Annotated in this window: 14 protein-coding genes; 7 read left to right on the forward strand and 7 right to left on the reverse strand. The window is 40.5% G+C overall.

The annotated features are described in order from the left end of the window. Positions 1–61: 61 nt before the first annotated feature. Positions 62–2,488 (forward strand): DNA internalization-related competence protein ComEC/Rec2, encoded by a 2,427-nt coding sequence (locus tag IEV36_RS11740; protein ID WP_005256739.1) that lies wholly within the window; start codon positions 62–64, stop codon positions 2,486–2,488. A 13-nt stretch (positions 2,489–2,501) separates the two neighbouring features. On the opposite strand, the gene IEV36_RS11745 is transcribed toward IEV36_RS11740, so the two are convergent. Beyond that, complete coding sequence (locus tag IEV36_RS11745) at positions 2,502–3,485, reverse strand: lysophospholipid acyltransferase family protein (protein ID WP_227591689.1); 984 nt, start codon at positions 3,483–3,485, stop codon at positions 2,502–2,504. Between the two features lie 95 nt (positions 3,486–3,580). Here IEV36_RS11745 and sppA point away from each other — a divergent pair, with 95 nt between their 5' ends. Both sppA and IEV36_RS11755 read left to right on the forward strand, forming a co-directional pair. After that, positions 3,581–4,603, forward strand: a complete 1,023-nt coding sequence (sppA, locus tag IEV36_RS11750) for a signal peptide peptidase SppA (protein ID WP_005256743.1) — start codon at positions 3,581–3,583, stop codon at positions 4,601–4,603. A 168-nt stretch (positions 4,604–4,771) separates the two neighbouring features. After that, on the forward strand, positions 4,772–5,563 hold the full coding sequence (locus IEV36_RS11755) for an alpha/beta fold hydrolase (RefSeq protein ID WP_032863856.1): 792 nt from the start codon (positions 4,772–4,774) through the stop codon (positions 5,561–5,563). Positions 5,564–5,599: 36 nt separating this feature from the next. On the opposite strand, the gene purN is transcribed toward IEV36_RS11755, so the two are convergent. Both purN and purM read right to left on the reverse strand, forming a co-directional pair. Next, complete coding sequence (gene purN, locus IEV36_RS11760; protein ID WP_171068015.1) at positions 5,600–6,241, reverse strand: phosphoribosylglycinamide formyltransferase; 642 nt, start codon at positions 6,239–6,241, stop codon at positions 5,600–5,602. Continuing rightward, positions 6,238–7,308, reverse strand: coding sequence for a phosphoribosylformylglycinamidine cyclo-ligase (gene purM, locus IEV36_RS11765; RefSeq protein ID WP_005256748.1), 1,071 nt, complete (start codon positions 7,306–7,308; stop codon positions 6,238–6,240). Before purM ends, purN begins: the two co-directional genes overlap by 4 nt. Before the next feature lie 133 nt (positions 7,309–7,441). Between purM and cxpE the strand changes: the two genes are divergently transcribed. From cxpE to IEV36_RS11785, 4 genes are all read left to right on the forward strand, one after another. Beyond that, positions 7,442–8,635, forward strand: coding sequence for a chloramphenicol efflux transporter CxpE (gene cxpE / locus IEV36_RS11770; RefSeq protein WP_005256750.1), 1,194 nt, complete (start codon positions 7,442–7,444; stop codon positions 8,633–8,635). A 20-nt stretch (positions 8,636–8,655) separates the two neighbouring features. Then, complete coding sequence (locus IEV36_RS11775) at positions 8,656–9,354, forward strand: DnaA regulatory inactivator Hda (RefSeq protein ID WP_004771428.1); 699 nt, start codon at positions 8,656–8,658, stop codon at positions 9,352–9,354. A gap of 116 nt (positions 9,355–9,470) precedes the next feature. Continuing rightward, positions 9,471–11,339 (forward strand): rhombotarget A, encoded by a 1,869-nt coding sequence (gene rbtA, locus IEV36_RS11780; RefSeq protein WP_005256751.1) that lies wholly within the window; start codon positions 9,471–9,473, stop codon positions 11,337–11,339. 14 nt (positions 11,340–11,353) lie between these two features. Next, on the forward strand, positions 11,354–13,786 hold the full coding sequence (locus IEV36_RS11785) for a CSLREA domain-containing protein (RefSeq protein WP_005256753.1): 2,433 nt from the start codon (positions 11,354–11,356) through the stop codon (positions 13,784–13,786). A 57-nt stretch (positions 13,787–13,843) separates the two neighbouring features. Here the strand turns inward: IEV36_RS11785 and IEV36_RS11790 are convergent, their stop codons facing one another. The 4 genes from IEV36_RS11790 to IEV36_RS11805 all read right to left on the reverse strand — a co-directional run bounded on the left by IEV36_RS11790 (position 13,844) and on the right by IEV36_RS11805 (position 16,087). Next, on the reverse strand, positions 13,844–14,233 hold the full coding sequence (locus tag IEV36_RS11790) for a DUF3106 domain-containing protein (protein ID WP_005256755.1): 390 nt from the start codon (positions 14,231–14,233) through the stop codon (positions 13,844–13,846). After that, positions 14,223–14,546, reverse strand: coding sequence for a hypothetical protein (locus IEV36_RS11795; protein WP_004771434.1), 324 nt, complete (start codon positions 14,544–14,546; stop codon positions 14,223–14,225). The genes IEV36_RS11790 and IEV36_RS11795 overlap by 11 nt, the downstream gene beginning before the upstream one ends. After that, entirely contained in the window at positions 14,533–15,150 is a 618-nt protein-coding gene (locus IEV36_RS11800; RefSeq protein WP_005256757.1) for an RNA polymerase sigma factor, read from the reverse strand. The genes IEV36_RS11795 and IEV36_RS11800 overlap by 14 nt, the downstream gene beginning before the upstream one ends. A gap of 160 nt (positions 15,151–15,310) precedes the next feature. Next, complete coding sequence (locus IEV36_RS11805; RefSeq protein WP_005256759.1) at positions 15,311–16,087, reverse strand: TrmH family RNA methyltransferase; 777 nt, start codon at positions 16,085–16,087, stop codon at positions 15,311–15,313.

The following is a 16,087-nucleotide window of genomic DNA, read 5'->3' on the forward strand; positions in this document are numbered from 1 at the left end:
TTAAAGCCCTGAAAACGGGCTTTAATTTTGTCTTTAGAAAAACTAAATCTAATTTTAAGAAATGTTGAAGATTATTTTGTTCGGCTGGATTGCTGGTATTGCTTTGATGGGGCAGCATTTCACTTTTATCGGTCAAACCTGGTGGATATGGCTGGCTTTGGCGAGTGTAATATGGGGAGTAGGGCTATCTAATAAGCAGCGCTTTTTTCATCAGCCTGTGTATAAAGCACTGCTTTTAATGAGCTGTACCTGGGCATTGTTCTGTACAGGCTTTCATTATGCTGATTTGGCCTTGCAACAACGTTTAACTTTACGTGAGACTCAAGCTCAGCCATTTGAAGCCATTGTCTATATTAAAAAAATAGATGAATTAACAGACAATGGGCAAAAGCAGATTGCAGAAGTACTTAATCGTCATACCCAGCCCGTTGATTGGTTGCTCTATCTGAATAACGCCAAACAACAGGCGAATCAGCAACCTACCTTAGAGCTTGGGCATTATTATCGTATTGAGGGAAATATTCGGCCTGCTCATAGTTATGCGGTTGCTGGAGCATTTGATCAGGAAAAATGGTTTTTACAGCAGGATATTTTGTCTGCATTTTCGGTCAGACAGATTCAGCCTTTAAGCCACGAAGACATCTATCGTCTGGGCTATCAGCAGCATCTCAAGCAACAACAAACGCTCAAAGCCAAGTTGCTGTTAAAGGTTGAAAGTATGCGACTGGCTTTCCGTCACATGTTGCAAACGACTTCATTCCAGCATCAAGGTTTGCTGTTAGCCTTACTGACGGGCGATGAAAGCTTATTGTCGAATGCGATGAAACAGCAATTCCAGTTGCTGGGGATTTCACATCTATTGGCAATTTCAGGGCCTCATGTACTAATTTTTGCCTTAATGTTGACTTGGTTACTCAAGCGAGTTATTCAGCGTTATTGTCCAAAGTTATATTTATGGAAACCAAAACAGATTTTGTTGCTTTTTCCTTTTGCCACCAGTGTTGTACTGTATGTGGCATTTGTCGGTTTTGAGATTCCAGCCCTTAGAACCTTGTTAACGGTGGTGATTGCCAGTCTTTTTGTGATCTTCCGACTGCCGATACAGCCTTTAGCATTATTGGTTTACAGTGCCAGTTTATTACTGCTGTATGATCCATTTAGTATTTTATCGGCCGCATTCTGGTTGTCTTATGGGGCATGTTTTATTCTGTTACGAATCTATCAAACGATAGAACAAATTCCCTATGATCAACTGAAAACCACCCTGCAAAAAGGGATTCTAGCGATTAAGATCTTGGTTGATTCTCAATGGAAAATCTTTATTGCCTTGCTGCCATTGGTCGTGATTTTCTTCCAGCAAATTTCGTGGATCGTGCCGTTGAGTAACTTGGTGGCAATTCCCTTGCTGAGTGGAGTCATTGTTCCTTTAGACATTATCGCGGCTTGTCTATGGCTGGTCATTCCAGCATTAGGTTTATTCTTGTTTCGGCTCAACGATCAAATACTGACATTGTTGATGTGGGTATTAGACGGACTACAACAGCTATCTCCAGCGCTATATGGCGTCAGTTATACGCCTGCCATGATGATGAGCTTCATTCTGGGTTTAGTTATTGTGTTTATGCCGAGAGGGAGTATTCCCAAGCTTTGGGCTGGGATCTGTTTTTTGCCCATCGTATTCGGTGTAAAAACTCAATCGATCTCTTTGAATATTTTGGACGTGGGGCAGGGCCAAGCCATCTTTTTGCAACATCCTCAGCAAAGCATCATGATTGATACAGGTGGCTCTTATGACGAGACTCAATTTAGTTTAGGTGATCGAGTGATTATCCCGTATCTAAGGCAGCAGGGCATTCGAACACTCGATCACGTTATTTTGTCTCATCTTGATCAAGATCATAGTGGTTCATTTGCTTCGATTCAAAATGCTTTTGCCATAGGACGAGTACAATCCAATGAACGCGGAGAAACTCTCCCATTCCAAGATAATTTCTCACTTTGTCATCAAGGACAGCGTTGGGATTACCCAAATATTCGGGTCGAGATTTTATCACCGCGAACCGAGGACTTGGTTTTGGCTAAACAGCAAAAAAATGAGCAATCTTGTGTGGTGTATATACAGTTCCTGAATGCTCAGCCTTATCAAAACTTTCTTATCATGGGGGATGCCGGCTGGGAAACAGAATTTAAACTGCTACAGCAGTATCCTGATTTAAAAGTAGATGTTTTAGTTTTAGGACATCATGGCAGTAAGCATAGTTCAGCTTATGATTTTTTAAACGTTTTAAAACCAAAGCTGGCAATTGCTTCTACGGGGCTAAATAATCGTTATGGTCATCCGAGTCGGGAAGTGCAGAGCCGTCTAAAGGCTTTAGATATTCCTTTACTGAATACCGCTGATACAGGGACCTTAAGTTTCTTATTTGAAAATGGAGCGGTGGAACTCAAGCTCCAGCGACAGCAAAGAAAATGGTTACAACGAGAATAGCCTAAGTAATCGTTTATTCAGCCTGCTGACGGACTTTGGCCACTTGAGCCAATGCTTCAGCTTCATCAATATCATAAATTTTCTTGAGCGCAGGATTGGCGCGAAAGCGTTTATAGCTCCAGTGATAATGTTCTGGATAACGTTGAATCAACTGCTCTAAGCTCTGATGAATGATTCGCGTACCATTTTCGGCAGGACCTTCATAAATCTGAGGATTGATCGGCTCAATATACATATCGAAGCCATCTTGATCATTACGCATGGTATAAATAAGTAGGGCCTTGGCTTTGGTTTTCTGAATCAGCTTGGCGCTTAAACTGCTGGAAGCTAGGGGAATACCAAAATAATCCACCATGTCACCGCCATGATCAGGCGTGTGATCAGGCAAAATGGCTGTCGTGCCGCCTTGTTTTAAGGCTTTAAAAATTTGTCGAACGCCACTTTCATCGGTTGGGACAAGATGTGCCTGTTCACGGCTACGCGCATCGCGGACAAACTGATCCGCATCGGGATTTTTAACTGGCTTATATAAAATGGTCATTTGGGTATATTTCGATAACCATGAATTCATCACTTCCCATGTTCCAAAATGAGGGATAACGAGAACAAGACCTTTTTTTTCTAATAATGCATCGTGAAAGTAATGTTCACCATGAATTTTTTGAATACGTTGAATATTCTTTTGATTGGATGCGCCCCAGATACTTAAAAACTCAAAATAAGAGGTGAGCTCATTCCGAATCGCCTGTTTGGTTAACTGTTGTCTTTGCTGCTGATCCATATCTGGAAATGCAATCTGGATATTTAGACTGATAATTTTTGAAAGTTTAGACAACTGGAAGGTATTGACCAGTCCAGCAACCATGCGTGCCAAGAAGCGCCCTAATTGAATCGGCTGGCGACTTAGGAGCTTGATGAAACGGTAATTTGAGCTAATCGTTCTGGATTGGGTCATGGATTTGGTATGAGAAAAATTACAAAGGAAAGTATAATGCAAAAAATAATTATAAGTTAAAACAAGTTATTTAAACAGTTTTGTTGAAATCAGCGTATATAATAAAGTCACTTTAAAACATATTGGATTGGAATCTTATGTCCGATTGGCCACCAAAACCAAAAAATGAATCAACAAATAGTGAGAATGTTACGGGCAAAGAATGGCAGATTTTAGAAAAAGCTGTTCTTGCGTCTGTAGAAGAACAACGTCGTAGTCGCCGTTGGAGTATCTTTTTTAAATGTTTAGGCTTCGCTTATTTATTAATTGTCTTGATTGCAATGACAAAAGGCTGCTCAACTTCAACTGAGAAATCGACCACAAGTATTAGCAGTGACCATCTGGCTGTGATTGATATTGTCGGTACAATCGATTCTTCTGCGGGTCAATCGACCGTAAACAGTGAAGATACCAACAAAGCCTTAAAACGAGCGTTTGATGCAAGTGGCAGTAAAGCAATTGTTTTAAATATTAACTCTCCTGGTGGTTCGCCAGTACAGTCTGATGAAATCTGGCAAGAAATTCGTTATCAGAAAAAACAGCATCCAGATAAGAAAGTCTATGCTGTGATTGGTGATATGGGCGCTTCAGGTGCGTATTACATTGCCTCTGCTGCCGATGAAATCATTGTGAATCCATCAAGTTTAGTGGGTTCAATTGGTGTGATCATGCCAAATTATGGTTTAAGCGGCTTGGCACAAAAATTAGGTATTGAAGATCGTACTTTAACTGCGGGTAGCAATAAAGATATCTTGAGTATGACCAAGCCACTAGATCCTGTACAAAAGCAACATGTGCAATCTGTATTGGATAATGTACATACTCACTTTATTAATGCGGTAAAAGAAGGTCGCGGCAAGCGTTTGAAGTCTAATGATCCAGCAGTTTTCTCTGGTTTGTTCTGGACAGGTGAACAGGCGATTGCTTTAGGTATTGCGGATCGTAGCGGTAGCATTACCACACTGATGCGTGACCTTAAAGTTGAGCAAAAAGTAGATTATACCGTTCAGCGTAATCCTTTCGAGTCAATCTTGGGTCGTATGGGAGCAAAGATTGGTGAAGGGATCAGCAGCTCGCTTGCGTCACAACTTGAGACTCAGCAGAATGCTAAAATCCAATAGCATATCAGGCTTATGCTTCGGTCAGAGCTCTGTTTTGACCTTCTTTAGGCTGTGGTTTCCACAGCCTTTTTTATTGTAAAAGTAACTGGGCAGTTCTTGTTTTGATTTGCAATACAGATGTAGAGCAGGATAATTGAGGTATCAGTGAGAACAAATAAAGATCTACTTATGAAACCTTTGATTCATTTTGCCCATGCCAATGGTGTCCCCTCTAAAGTTTATCAAAAGCTATTTGATCAGTTGAAAGATCAATATGACATCATTTATGTGGCTGAAATTGGCAATGACAAACGTTATCCAATTACGCACGGCTGGACACATCTAGTCGATCAGGTGATTGATAATATTGTTCAGCAAGCACAGGGACGTCAGGTGATTGGTTTAGGACATTCATTGGGTTCTGTGTTGACTTTAATGGCAGCCTATCGCCGTCCAGAGTTATTTTCCCAAGTCATTATGCTTGATCCGCCACTAATCATTGGTAAAGCATCTTTTGTTTTCCATTTAGCCAAACTGTTCAAGCCTAAACTGGTGGATAAAATTACACCTGCGGGTTTATCTGCACGCCGTCGTGATCATTGGGAGTCACGTGAGCAAGCGGCTGAGTTGCTCGGTTCGCGTGGTTTCTATCAACATTTCGATGCAGATTGTTTTCAAGCATACATTGATCATGCATTAACAGCTGATCCACAGCGGGGCGGCGTGACTTTAACCATTCCCAAAAAGGATGAAGTGAAGTTATTTAGAACAACGCCATCGATGTGGTGGTTACCGATGCCAAAGCCACCTGTTCCTGTACATTTGATCGTGGGTCAAGACAGTGTTTTTTTAAAAGAGAAATTTCCGCAAGTCGCGCAAAAGAAGTTAGGGATTCCATTTTCTATTGTAGAGGGTGGGCATATGTTCCCATTAGAACATCCACTGGAAACAGTCGATAAAATTAAAAGTTTGGTGATTTAAAGCAATAAAAACGCATCCGAGGATGCGTTTTGTTTTTTAGAGTTGAGCAAACTGAATCGGCCGTTGTAAAGGCTGCTGGTTGAAATAGGCTTGACCATTTTTCCAGCTCAGTTGACCTGTACAAAACCATTGTGCAACTTGAGGGTAAATAAAATGCTCAAGTTTATGCACACGTTGCGCCAGACTTTCTACCGTATCGTGCAAACCGACTTGAATGACAGATTGCGCAATACTTTGTCCAGCATCCAGTTCAGCCGTAACAAAGTGAACGGTACAACCATGCAAACGGTCTCCTGTATTTAATACCCGTTGATGGGTATTAACGCCTTTATAAAAAGGCAGGAGAGAAGGATGGATATTTAACATTTTGCCTTGCCATTGCAGCACAAAGTCTGGTGTTAAAATCCGCATAAAACCAGCAAGAATAACCAGATCCACCTGCCACGCTAATAGCTGCTGGTGCATCGCTTCATCGAAGCTTTCGCGATTTGGGTAATCTTTATGTGAAATAACAGCGGTCGCAATATCGGCATCTTTCGCACGTTGTAATGCATAAGCATCAGCTTTGTTTGAGAGTACACCAATGATTTGCCCTGATAGCTGTTTACCGTTATGGGCATCTATCAGGGCTTGTAAGTTGCTACCGTTGCCTGAGACAAGGACAGCTATTCTCATTATGCAAAGATCACGCGAATTTTTTCGTCTGCGCCTTCAACTGATTCAGCATTTTCCTGAATGTGACCAATTTTCCAGGCTTTTTCACCTTGAGCATTTAATACGTCAATTGCTTTGTCAGCTTCGTTGGCATCAACTGCAATCACCATACCCACGCCGCAGTTAAATGTACGATACATTTCAAAGTGTTCTACGTTACCTTCACGTTGTAACAACTGGAATAATTCAGACCATTCCCAGCTTGATTCATCAATCACCGCTTGAGCGCCATTTGGAAGAACACGTGGTAAATTACCTGGTAAACCGCCACCTGTGATGTGAGCCATTGCATGCACATCAACTTGTTTGCAAAGTTCGAGTACAGGTTTAACATAAATACGTGTCGGTTCCATCGCAACATCTGCAAGTGGGCGACCATCAACGATTTGAGTTAAGTCTACATTTTTAACATCTAAGATTTTGCGTAGTAATGAGTAACCATTTGAGTGCGCACCACTTGATGCTACACCGATGAGTACATCACCAGACTTCACTTTTGTTCCATCAATAATTTTACTGTGTTCAACTACACCTACAGCAAAACCGGCAAGATCATAATCTTCGCCTTCGTACATGCCCGGCATTTCAGCAGTTTCACCACCGACCAATGCACAACCAGCAAGTTCACAACCTGTACCAATACCTGTGACTACATTTGCTGCAACATCGACATTTAAATGACCTGTTGCATAGTAGTCGAGGAAGAAGAGGGGTTCAGCGCCACAAACGAGCAAATCGTTTACACACATTGCCACAAGGTCTTGACCAATTGTGTCATGACGGTTGAGGTTAAGTGCCAGACGTAATTTTGTACCTACGCCGTCTGTTCCTGAAACCAATACAGGTTCTTCATAACCTTTTGGAATTTTGCATAGTGCACCAAAGCCACCAAGACCGCCCATTACTTCAGGACGAGTGGTGCGTTTAGCGACAGATTTGATACGATCGACTAATGCGTCGCCCGCTTCAATGTCGACGCCCGCATCTTTATAGCTTAAACCAGTGTTTGAGGTAGAAGTTGAGTTGCTCATAGTGAAGTCTCCGCAGTGGCGGCAGATTATAACCTGAATATACGAAACTCTTATGTTATTTATGCTCGAAAATGCTATCTTTAATTAAATTTTTTTCCATTTATAACGAATATACAAAAAAAGGCTAGATTTTATGCAAGATCAGGTACTACGTCGTATCTTTATCCTCGCTGGGCTCGCATTATTGCTTTGGGTGCTCTATCTGCTAAAGCCCATTGTCATTCCGTTCGTAGGCGCTTTTTTCATTGCCTACTTGTTTAGTCCACTCGTGGATGTTCTTGTCAAAATTAAATTACCGCGTTGGTTAGCCATCAGTATCGTGTTTATTGGTATTGGGGTGACTTTGACCATGGTGTTGTGGTTCCTGGTACCGTTGATCTGGAAACAGCTCATGTATGCACGGGATAGTATCCCTGCGGGCATTCATTGGGTGAATGCCACTTTCTTGCCGTGGGTATCGCATACATTTAATGTTGTACCAATGGAAATAGATACTGAACAGATTTCTAAAGCATTAATGGATTATATTCAAACCAACTATAGTGCCGATAGTATTCAGGCAATGGCATTAAGAGTTGCGCAATCTGGTCTGAACTTTATCCAGATTGGTGGTGTTGTCGTGCTGATTCCAATCATTTCTTTCTATTTCTTACTGGATTGGGAAAGAATGTTGCAGAGTTTAAGACGCCTAATCCCACGTCCTTATGAAGCATCAACGTTAAATATCGTGCGTGAATGTCACAGTGTATTGGGCGCTTTCGTGAAAGGCCAATTCCTTGTGATGCTTTTATTAGGGATTGTCTATGCAGTTGGGTTGCAACTGATTGGTTTGGAAATTGGTTTGATCATCGGCATGATTGCTGGTCTGGCCAGTATTATTCCTTATTTAGGTTTTGGTGTCGGCATTATTGCAGCTGTAATTGCAACGCTTTTCCAATTCGGACTGGACTGGACTCAGTTACTTCTGGTTGGTGTGGTCTTCATGATCGGACAAATGGTAGAGGGATATATTCTGCAACCATTCTTGTTGGGTGATAAAATTGGTTTATCGCCAGTGGCGGTTGTTTTTGCGGTATTGGCAGGCGCACAACTCGGCGGATTCCTTGGAATGTTGATTGCTTTGCCAGTTGCTGCCGTGATTGTGGTGTTGCTTAAACATGCACGCGATAATTATGAACGAAGCCGCTTCTATGGCTCCACTACCGAAGTTATCGTGGTACAAGGTGAAACTCAGCATATAAATGTTGAATCAGATCAAGTAGAGCTTGATATTCAAATTAAAAACTCTCAAGATACAGAGACTTCAAACCCAAATGATTTAAAGTAATTGAGGAACATATTAAATATATGCGTCAACTACAACTGGATATAGAACCACAACTCGATGCCCGAATCAGTGATTTTTCGGGGCCGGGTTGGGGACCTGTGGTTGATGCAGTCAGACAATTACATGCGGGTTTGGTCAGTCGTTTTTATGTCTATGGTGGGGCGGGAACAGGTAAAAGTCATTTGCTCTCTGCAATTTGTGATTCTTATCTGGAGTTAGGCCGCCCTGCGATTAAAGTTTCATTACTCGAATTATTAGATGCGCCCATTGAAGCAATTACTTCTTTAGAATTTTATGACTTAGTTGCTTTAGACGATATTGATGCAATCAGTGGCGTACCGCATTGGCAAAAAGCCGTTTTTCATCTGATGAATAATCATGAAGGCCAACTCGTCTTTTCATCTCGGGTTGCACCTATTGAATTAAAACTGGAACTTCCTGATCTTCAGTCAAGGTTAACGCAAGCTGTTAGTGTTAAAGTCCCGAATGGTAGTTCTTATATAGACCGTCAAGCCTTACTTCAATCGGTCATGACTCGTCGCGGTATTCATTTTGACCAGCAAATTGTCGATTATTTATTAAGTAACGGCCCACATCAGGCCTCAATATTATTACAAACATTAGCCCAACTTGAAAAAATGCTAAAAGGCGAAAAAACCAAGCTTTCTAATACTACACTTAAGCAAATTTACGCTTTGATTGATGAATATCGCCAATAGTATAAAATTTCTTGAGTAATTTTGAGAGCTATGACAAAGTACGCACAAAGGAATGTGGTTGCAAACACCTAGTTTGTAAAACTAAAAAAAATGAAAAAATATGAAAGGAGATCGGTATGCTCAAACGGACGCTTGCCTGCGCGTTTTTAATAATGACGGGGCACGCTTATTCTGCGGACATCCAAGTCACGACGTTGCTTGATGAAAAGAATTATACCGGTTGCTCGTTAAGAAATGCTGTAGAGTTTTTAAATAAAAGAAGTCAAAAAGAATATGAAAATGGCTATCAGGGCTGTGGTGATAAAGATTCCAGTAGCACCATCATTTTGCAAAGAGATAAAGAATATACATTAAATTCAGCAATTCATATTAAAGCGGGCATGGCCATCATGACGGCGGCTAGTGGCAGTTTTAATGATAATCAGAAAGGCATGCATAACGCGACCATTAAAATGGTGGGGAATGATCGTTTATTTGTCATTAACGATGAAAGTGTCGAAGAAACCTTACTTCCAGTTATTTTTGTTGAATTAAATTTAAAAGGTTCTGCTTATAAGGTAACTGATGGTGGTTTGATCTTTAATAGAGAGGCGCTCAGTATCCAGTATTCCCGTTTAACGGGAGGAAATGCGGTTCGAGGTGGTGCAATCTATAATGCGGGTACGGTGACGAATGAGCAAACAACTGCAAGTTTATTGAACATCAGTAATAGCCTGCTCCAAGGAAACAAAGCAGATCAAGGCGCGGTTATTTATAGCGAGATGCCATTATATTTAATTACGCAATCTGTGATTCGTGATAATGAAGGCACTCAAGGCGAAAATGGTGCTTTACTCTATTCACAAACAGCCTTTACAGATAAAACGACAGCAGGCGTGTTAGCTTCTCGTGTCTCAGGTCTACGCAATAGTACAATTTTCCATAATAAAGGTGGCTATGTAGCGAATATACGTGGTGGGATGTTGCTGAATAACGTAACAATTATTAGAAATGCTGCGGGATTATTTTTACAGGCACCAAAGAGGGTGGTTGCTGCTACAAAAGAGGGTGAGAAAGCTCCTGATCCAGAACCAAGTGCTTATATTTCCAATAGTATTATTGTCGCAAATGAAGCAAATAACTGCGCCAGTTCTGCCAATGATGAAGCAGTTATACAAAGTAATTTGACGACAGCAGAATGTGATCGTAACGCACCAGTTGGAAGCCCAAACTTCTTCATTGGGAATAATAAGCTCATTGCGGGTGGAACCAACGATGAGGGTGAGTGTGCTGCACCACCTGCAGATGGACTTTTATGCCCGTATTACACGCCTAAAGACCAAATGTTAGGTTACTTTAAGCCACGCTTATTGATGTCCTATACTAAACTTTCAGACTCTTTGATTGTGAATAAAGGAAGAATTTATAGTGATGGAACAACAGCTGGTTTTGCAAAAAGTTGTGAAGGTTCAGATCAGCGTGGCAAACCACGAAGTGGCTATGATGAGTTATGTGATCTTGGGGCAATTGAGTTAGTTATTAACCGTGCTGAAGTTCCTATTGCGGGCGAAGATATTTTATATGGGCAAATTGCCAAGTTTAGTATTGCAGATAGCTTATTAGATGGTGAATTACTTGATCCAACATCATGCGAGAAAGTTCTAGGCAAGCGTTCGGATGATCAGCCTTGGCAACCAGGTTGTTTAGATATTCAACAAAGACAAACCCCTTCAAAAGGCAAGTTGACGATTGATCAGCAGGGGAATATTACTTATGTACCAAATGGAAATTGGCATGGGTCTGATGAATTTAATATGCGAGTGATGACGACAACAACACGTTTTAATGATGTCTCAAATTATTACATCACGATCCCAACCACAATTGTGCAAGCTCCACCTAATAATTTTCAAAGTAAAACTGTAAATGTTGGTGGTGGTAGTTTTGGGATAGGTGCAATCTTTGCATTATTCGGATTACTTGGATTACGTCGCTTTAAATCATAATCAGGGATGATGAGATGAAAAATTATAAAAAAACTTTGCTAGCCACCTTGGTGCTTGCGACGATGCCGCTTTTTGCAGCGACAAGTAGTGCCCCAATCCAAGTTACAACTTTTGTAGATGAAGATGGCGAAAATAACTATGCCTGTTCATTGCGAGAAGCACTGAAAACGGCAGCAGATAGAAAGCCTTATGGTGGGTGTCAAGTCACGGATACTTCGCCTGCTACGACGAAGTCGATTCAATTAGAAGCGGGTACCTATGTACTGGATCGAGAATTGGCACCAAAGATTGATATTGTGATTTTGGGCAAAAGTCCCGTTGATTGGGAAAAAAGAAGCGTTATTACCAATGACTACCCTGCACAAACGGTGTTGAAAACAACGATTGATGCCAGAGGAAAAGGCCGTATTTTTAATACGACTGGTAATAATAGTTCGTTAACCCTCAATGATATCATTTTGAAAAATGGTAAAACCTCAGACCGTGGTGGAGCGATTTATGCTGGTGGCAATGTAAGTTTGCAGAATGTCCAAATTTTAGATGGTGAGGCTGGGGTAAGTGGAGGAGCAGTCTTCTTAGCAGGGTCATCATCTTCTTTAAATATAGTCAGTGCTCTACTAAAAAATAATAAGGCGCCCTTAGGTAGCCTGCTCGCCATGAGTTGTATTAATGATAATGTATATTCAAAACGGAATATTGAAGTAAAGACGAGTAGTCTTATTGCAAATGGTACAGCTAATTCAAGTAGTATGCTGGAGTTTTGTGGAGAGCCAACAGCTTCATTAAGTACGAATACGATTGCACAAAATACAGTAAACCTATCAAATGGTAGCTTGATTAAATTTACAGGCGATAGTCAGATAGGCAGTACGCCTACAAACAACTCTAGTATTTTAAGTAACTTGAGTAGTATCAATTTACTCAGTAATACCATTGTGGAGAACAATGCTTACTCTGCTTTTCTATATGATAAGTTAGGGCTGAAAATATTAAGTTTCAATGTGCTTGCTTATAATAATGGAGGCTATTCTTGCCGTTATTTGTTAGGGGATGTCACCGAAGAGAAAGAAGTAGATATCGTCCCGCTTTATAATGCTTTTTCTCTAAATGGGGCGAGTAAGTGTGATTTACCAAAACTGGCCTTACCTGAGAAGCATACCAATATTGATATTAGTGCTGTTAACATCCGTACGCTTTTAACGACATTACAGCCAGAGTCGGAATTTACAGCTTTTTTACCCCTATATTATCCAGTAAATACCAAGTTAGAAAAAGATTTGCTTAATACGGGTGCTACTGAGTGTAGTGCAACAGACCAGCGCAATATCGCACGTATTACCGATGGTACATTGCATTATGATCCAGACTCACGTAATTCCTGCGATATTGGTTCCGTTGAGTTTATGAAATTGACAGCGGGTGATATTACGGATGTCTCGAATATTTCATTGACAACATTAGTGGCAAACTACAAAAACCAGCTGGACTTCTTTAATGATCTTGTTAAGCAGCCAAATAATCCTGATTTCTTAACTTACTATAAGGTTCGTGCGCAAGAGTATAAAAACTTATATGAGAAGACAAAGACTAATTTAAAATATAGAGCGATCTTTATTGATTTAAAAAATTATCAGTTGCCGATTCCTCAAGAAACTCAGCAAGCTGATGGCACTTCTAAAGTGGCATTCTTTAATAAACAAAATTATATCGTTACAACTGAGCCTTTAGGAAAAGGGCAAATCAGCGACAATGTTGAGAATATTGATAAAGAAGAAGCTAAAAAATTGGTTTGTGAATGGAATGATGATTTAGAACAAATTATTTTCTATCGTAAAGATGATGGTATTACACAAGCAGGCGATAAAATTTTCTGTAAATATACAGTTCAATATCGAGCAGATCCTTCAATTACCTCTTCTGGATTGATTAGTGCCGCATTTTTAAATATCGCGCCAGAAGCAAAAGATACTTCGGTCACATTGAAGTATCAAAAGAAAGAAAAGGTTGCTATCAATCTGCTGAACTTCGCCAATGATTATGGTGATATGGGAGAAGGTGGAAAAGGGCCTGCAAGTAAACCAAATAAGCCACAATTCTGGAGAAATGCGGAAGGAATTGAGTTACCAATCAAACTGACCAATGTTCCATCTGAGAATATTAGCGTGACTGCTGACCGCAAAGGTCCATGTCCTGAACCTGATCAGCAGGAAACCTGCTATGGCGGTAATATTTACGTTCAGGAAATAAATATCTTTAACCCATTTAATTATTCATTTAATTATCAGGTTTATGATGCAGAAGGTCTGATTTCAAATACCGCGACTGTGAAAATTATCAGTACAGGTACGACCTCTGATGATACCCGTAAAGGTGGAGGCGGTAGTCTGAATTTCCTATCTATATTTGGTTTATTCGGTCTATTGGCTTATCGCCGTATGAAAAAATAAAACATGAAATAGAAAAGAGCGCCATATTTGGCGCTCTTTTTTTTATAAATTTAAAAATCAATGTTCTGCGTATTTACTTAAATATTCTTCTCGGATGTTTACCCGCTCTTCTGTACTCGCATTTTGCATACGTTTACGCAAGGTGGTGCGTTCCTGAGTACTCATTTTTTGCCATACATCACGCATTTTCTGTTTTTCATCTTCTGGCAGTTGAGTAAACCATTCCATTCTTTGTTGGAGTTGTGAGCTTTGTGTAGTCGGAATTTCCTTTAACGACTGATAGCGTTTAATTAAAACGCGTTGTTCCTCTGGGGATAAATCATCCCATGCTTCTTCAGTTGTTGGCTTATTCTGTTTTGAAAAAATCCAGAAACGTTCCGAACCTGCAAAACTGGTTTGCAATAAGCCGAGCGTACACACAACAAGTGCTAACTTTTTAGCTGCCATGTGGAACTTTATCCTCACCTAGAACCAATAACATTTCCATATCTTCAACCATCTGAGGAGAAAGTTTCGGATTAACCACAACCTGATTTTGCGGTTTATCGATTAACTGTAAAGAGCTTGGTAATACAGCAATACCCATAATGGCAGCTGCCAAAGCAAAACCTGTCATTTTCCAGATACTGTAATAAGAAGTAGGTTTCTTTTGTACCGTATCTAAAACATGATTCATCACCATCATTTTATTGTGGTGCTGCTCTCTTGCAAGTTGATCAAGTTTGGAAGTCACTTGTTTAGCGAACTCATCTTTTTTCATCTGATGATCCTCCCGTATGTGGATTTAAGTGCTCTAAAGCAATTCTGAGTCCCTGAATTGCACGGTGATAATGTGTTTTTACACTACCTTCACTACAATCCATAATTTGCGCTGTCGTCATCGTATCAAAGCCTTCCCAGGCTCTTAACATGAACGCTTGTTGCTGACGAACTGGTAATTGATTAATTGCAGCCTGAATTTCCTCTATCGTCACTTCCTGATCAAGGAACTCAAATGGATTTGGGGTTGATTCATCGACTACATCAATAATTTCTTCGTCATCATCTAAACTGATTTTCTTAAATAATGAGAATGGACTTGCCCGACGGGCTTCCTTTCTTCTCCAGTCCTGAAGCTTATTATTCAATATGGTATAGAACAGGGGATACCATTCATCGGTACTCTTATCTGCATAGGACTTATGCAATGAAATAAAGGCTTCCTGAACCAGATCCATTGCAATGCCTTGTTGTCCCTGTGTCGCACTCTCCATCATCACAAGCGCACGACCAGTCACGTCTTGCATAAAGAAACGCAGACGTTGTTCAACCGTACTACGATCAGTACCGTTTTCCGTTCGAGCCTGTTTAGGTGCTAAATCCATAGAGATGGAAAATCCTGTCATGGATACCCACCATTATTATTTCAATTCATTAATCATATAACGTTGAAAATGGTGGGCGCGTTGACAACTTAAGCAATTATTTTTAGTAGTGTAATAGATTTTCCCAGTAAAAAACGCGTATTTAAAATAAAATAACGTTTTACTGACGTTGGCGTACCATTTCAAAGAAGCAAACTGAGCCAGCAATTGCCACATTCAGAGACTCTTGGCCACCCGGCTGAGGAATCGTCACTGCTTGAGCGTGTTCTAGGGCATAGTCACTGGCACCTTGACCTTCATTACCCAAAATCCATACACATGCTTGAGTCAAATCTTGTGTGTATAAGCTAGTTGAACGGTGTGAACTGGTCACAAAGACAGGAATGTCAAACTTTGGAAGTAAATCACTGAGTTGAAAATTTTCAAAACAAGTTAGGCTGAAGTGTGCACCCATACCCGCACGCAATACACGCGGTGACCACAATGATGCTGAACCTTGTGTACAAATCACTTGCTTAATATTTGCAGCAGCAGCAGAACGTAGAAGTGTGCCGACATTTCCTGGATCCTGAACATTTTCCAGAATGAGCGTATCTGCATTAAAATCAATTGTGACTGAACTTTTAGGAAGATCAACAATCGCTAAGCAAGGTAGCGTAGTGCCTAAAGTACTTAAATCTTTGTAAAGTACTTCACTAATAACAAAAATATGGCCTTGATGTAATTCGATGACTTGTTGTAATTCGGGGTGATTAAGTGCTTGTTCGGTCGTAAATAGAGAAAAGATTTTTTTCTGCTGTTGTAACCAAGCCAGACAAAGGTGTGTACCTTCCAGAACCGTTTGCTGATGTTTTTTTCGGGCGCTGTTTAGCTCGATCAGCCCACGCAAATGTTTGATCTTTGCATTGTCTTTTGATTCTAGAAAAATAACTGCCAT

It is taken from the genome of Acinetobacter vivianii, assembly GCF_014635885.1.
Taxonomy (GTDB): Bacteria; Pseudomonadota; Gammaproteobacteria; order Pseudomonadales; family Moraxellaceae; genus Acinetobacter; species Acinetobacter vivianii.